The sequence below is a fragment of the Microbulbifer sp. 2205BS26-8 genome (assembly GCF_030731025.1).
Taxonomy (GTDB): domain Bacteria; phylum Pseudomonadota; class Gammaproteobacteria; order Pseudomonadales; family Cellvibrionaceae; genus Microbulbifer; species Microbulbifer spongiae.
This window is the reverse complement of the sequence record NZ_JAVAMR010000091.1, coordinates 1-3,733: the sequence shown is the minus strand read 5'-3', so window position 1 is coordinate 3,733 and position 3,733 is coordinate 1. Positions and strand designations below refer to the sequence as shown.

Below are 3,733 nucleotides of genomic sequence, written 5' to 3'. Positions count from 1 at the left end.
TGAAATATTCTATACGTTACAAGAGGCGGAAATTATTATTGAGGAGTGGAGGAAGCATTACAACACCAAGCGGCCACACAGTGCCTTGGGCTACCGCCCACCGGCCCCAGAGACCACCGTGGAGAAAGTGCCACGGCCCACTATGCACTAACATTTAAACTGGACCACCCCGGTGGGGCTGATCATTCCCTCACGCAGGCTCTTTGATCTGTAACTCACTCAGGGCAAAAGTATGTGCAATTTTGGCATCACCATTGATGTCACAGATTTGCAGGGTAATTTCTGTGTCGCTACCCTGCCAGTCTATAGCAATTTGGCCGAAGTTTCTTTCAGCAAAATAAGCATCATCCTTACGATATTGATTGGGGCTGACTTGTGACCAGGTATTCGTTAAACCACTGGAAGTCAAATCATAGAGTGGATAGGGTACGCCTTCTGTTTGCCTGGACAACTCCGCCCAGTGTGTATCACCACTCACAAAGATAATTCCGTTAGCCTGAGTTTTCTTGATTAAACTGAGCATCCTGTTTTTATCCGCAGGATAGTTTGCCCAGGCTTCCCAGCCGGTAAAATCTGCCAGGAACTGAATGCTGGAGCCAATGATTCTCAGGTCGGCAGGTTGTTTCAACTGCTTTTCAAGCCACTGCCATTGTTGTTCAGACATCATACTGCGATTGTCTTCTGCCGGTCTGTAAGGCCCCATGTTTTTTATATGCCTGCCGGCTTCTGCCAGCATGCCCACCTTATGAATTGCGGCTCTTTCATAGCGAAGATCAAGCAGAATCACCTGCACCCGAGCATCGGCGGGCCCGTAGTAGTAGCTGTGATAAATGCCGTCATCCCGACGCCTGGGGCTGTCCAGTTCACCCCAGAATGTTAGGAAAAGATCCCTGGATTCCTGTCTCTTTGGGTACTCAATGCCAGCATCGTTCATGCCATAGTCATGATCATCCCAGGTAGCAATGACATTGCACTGATTGCGTATGGCTGCAAAGTTTTTGCCTTGCTGCTCATAGATATTTGCCATAACCTCCATATCTTCCGTGTCTGCATAAATATTATCACCCAGAAAAATAAACAATTCCGGGTTCTTTGCTATCACACTATTCCATATTAATTGGGGTTTGTTTTGATCACAGCAAGATCCAAATGCAATACGGCGCAAGGCAGGCGAATCCGTCAGATCTAGAGAAAGGCCAAGATTTGCCAGGGAATTCTGAGCAAGCGAGAGCCCTGCTGCAGAAAACATGCCCTTTAGTACAGTTCTGCGATTAATTTTTTTCATTGCCCTTATCAGATAATCCAATCGGGAGATTATTCAATATATAAGTTTTGTATTAAAATTTTATGACGCCTGACCCGGTGATGGCAACTTTACTGCCTCTTGCATCGCTGCCACACCACTTTGCCCATTTTCCCATTCTCAATACCCTCAAAAGTGGCCTGCAGGATTTCCCTTGTCGCAGTTTGCCAAAGGTGCCAAAAGCACTGATTGGTTGTCGGGAGAATGACAGGGATAGGTACAGCGAGAACAACAGGAGCGACAACCCATCGCTTACCCGGGCCGCTATGGCGCTGTTTATTCTACTGCTGACGCCACACTACGACCGGCACAAGCCAGCGAAAGCGCACAGAGAAGGGCTGAATTTTTGGAGTGGCTGGTGCTGTGCTGTCTGCAGGGCAAATATAGAATACCCCACACTGCCGCGTTTTTTTGGCATCCTTGCGATCAAAATATCCTGATAATGGGTTGTATACAATCATTTTGGTAATGGTGTAAGCATGACTTGAGATGCAACCCCGCATTGCCAATACTTCCATGCCTTGCCGAGCAAGGTTTCACGCAGAGAGCATGGCACCTGCGATCATTCACCCCGGTCACTCTTCACCATCCCCGCTCTCAATTCGCCCGGATCAATTTATGGGGGTTAATTCACCAGATTTGAGACGCATTTCTGGTGAATTGACGGCATCTACACCGCTACTATAGGGAGTTACTGCAGTGAATATTGCCGGATCAATTTGTGTGAAGTCTTCCACCTCATTTTGTACAGCAGATTTCAAGCCCTGGGCAGCCTGTGCACCGGCTATTGACTGGAGTTCGTCACCGGTACTGGTAAAAACAGGAACCTGGCCAATAAAATCCGGTTCATAATAGGTTATTGAAACAATCTCAACCCGGTTTGTGGCGTCCATACGCAGAGGATTAATGGCACTGCCAATTAAAGCCCATGGCTGAGTTTCAACCCCCAGCTTTACCACACCTGCCGTGATATGGGTATCGCCATAGGTTTCAGCCGTCAGGTTTCCAAAACTGGCACTGGCCAGTGTGACAGTACCCCGCCCTGCATTGATTTCATCAATCACAAGATCCCCCTGAGCCAGGATGCTGATATCAATATCTCTCCCAGAGGTAGAAACGCCCAAAGTATTGACTGCTGTCTCAATATCAAGGTCCCCAGCAACAGTCAAATCCGCCCGGTCAGCCTTGAGACGCCCTCCGATCGTGTCCAGTGAACTGCTGACAATCCTGATATCTCCTTCGCCATCATAGCCCAGATACATGCCGCTCCTGGTAAATACCATACCTGCGCCACTCTGGTTCAAGATACCGGAACCAGTACTTTCAGTGGTGAAATCAAAGCCTAAATCCGTCTCCAGGGTAAAGTTGTTTGCAGTGTTCTTCAGCAATTCAAAGCCGTCAAATCGTATATTGTCCACTGAATTCCCTGTTGAGAATATTTTCCAGATACCATCAGCAAGGATGTACTGGAATGCATCATTTCCACCGCCTCCAAGTAGCGCTATTCCCTGGTTGCCTGCGGTATTCACCTGCACGTAATCATCTCCCTGGCCCAGGAAAATAGTGTCAATAACCGTACCTGAGAGCATGACCGAGTCATTACCCGCTCCCGCATTAATTTCCGTAAGTTGACCACCGCCCAGGGTGAACTGATCAATACCGCTACCGGCAAATATCGATTCAACACCACTAAATATCAGGGAACCACCATCGCTACTGACATGCTGCTGTGAATCATTGATATCCCAGTTAGCATCAATATCCGCACCATGTATCACGTCTTTTCCGCTGCCCGCGATTAAGTGACTGAGATCGGCAAAGGCTATACCCCCAATGGTCATCGTATTCAAACTGCTGAATACATACTCGCTATCAATATCTTGACCGGTGTAGGTTCCAGTACCTTCCACCCCGACAAGGTTTTCAAACAAAACAGAAATATTATTGATCGTGGCTTCAGCACTGCCGTTGACTAAAGCTCCCCCTTTCATGGTTGAAGTCCAGATAGCACCTTGCGCTGTTACGATATTATTGCCATCTGCGCCGTCAACGCGATTCAAACCTGCAAAGTGAATGCCGGCTGCGCTGATATCTCCATTAGTAGCGAGCCCAAAGTGGTCGTCTCCACTGGTTCCCAATAATATACTGTCACGCCCGATATTATTGACGCTCTCCAGCCCATCAATGCGGATTCCGGCGGTTTCAAGGGTATTGCTTCCCGCCAATTTGAAGATAGCTGAATCAATCGGGTTTTTAAGGGTTCGCGTTGTCGCACTATGGATACCAGCAAAAGTCAGCGCGCCCGTGGTCAGTTGATTATCACTGCCAGTCAATGTCAAGCCATCACTGTAGGCAAGGGCGTTGAGACTGTCGCTGCCACCCCAGCCCTGCACTGCAGTCAGGCCGGTAAAGGTCATTTCATAGGTTGTC

At 48.3% G+C, this 3,733-nt stretch carries 4 protein-coding genes; 2 read left to right on the top strand and 2 right to left on the bottom strand.

Annotated elements, in window-relative coordinates:
• On the top strand, positions 1-151 hold a 151-nt coding region (locus tag Q5Y71_RS16430; RefSeq protein WP_306043169.1), incomplete at its 5' end, for an integrase core domain-containing protein.
• Between the two features lie 39 nt (positions 152-190).
• Here the strand turns inward: Q5Y71_RS16430 and Q5Y71_RS16425 are convergent.
• Positions 191-1,285, bottom strand: coding sequence for an alkaline phosphatase D family protein (locus Q5Y71_RS16425; RefSeq protein WP_306043168.1), 1,095 nt, complete (start codon positions 1,283-1,285; stop codon positions 191-193).
• 80 nt (positions 1,286-1,365) lie between these two features.
• Here Q5Y71_RS16425 and Q5Y71_RS16420 point away from each other — a divergent pair, with 80 nt between their 5' ends.
• On the top strand, positions 1,366-1,743 hold the full coding sequence (locus Q5Y71_RS16420) for a hypothetical protein (RefSeq protein ID WP_306043167.1): 378 nt from the start codon (positions 1,366-1,368) through the stop codon (positions 1,741-1,743).
• Positions 1,744-1,914: 171 nt separating this feature from the next.
• Here Q5Y71_RS16420 and Q5Y71_RS16415 read toward each other — a convergent pair whose 3' ends face one another.
• Positions 1,915-3,720 carry a hypothetical protein gene (locus Q5Y71_RS16415; protein ID WP_306043165.1) on the bottom strand — a complete coding sequence of 602 codons (1,806 nt, stop codon included), beginning with the start codon at positions 3,718-3,720 and terminating at the stop codon, positions 1,915-1,917.
• Positions 3,721-3,733: the final 13 nt, after the last annotated feature.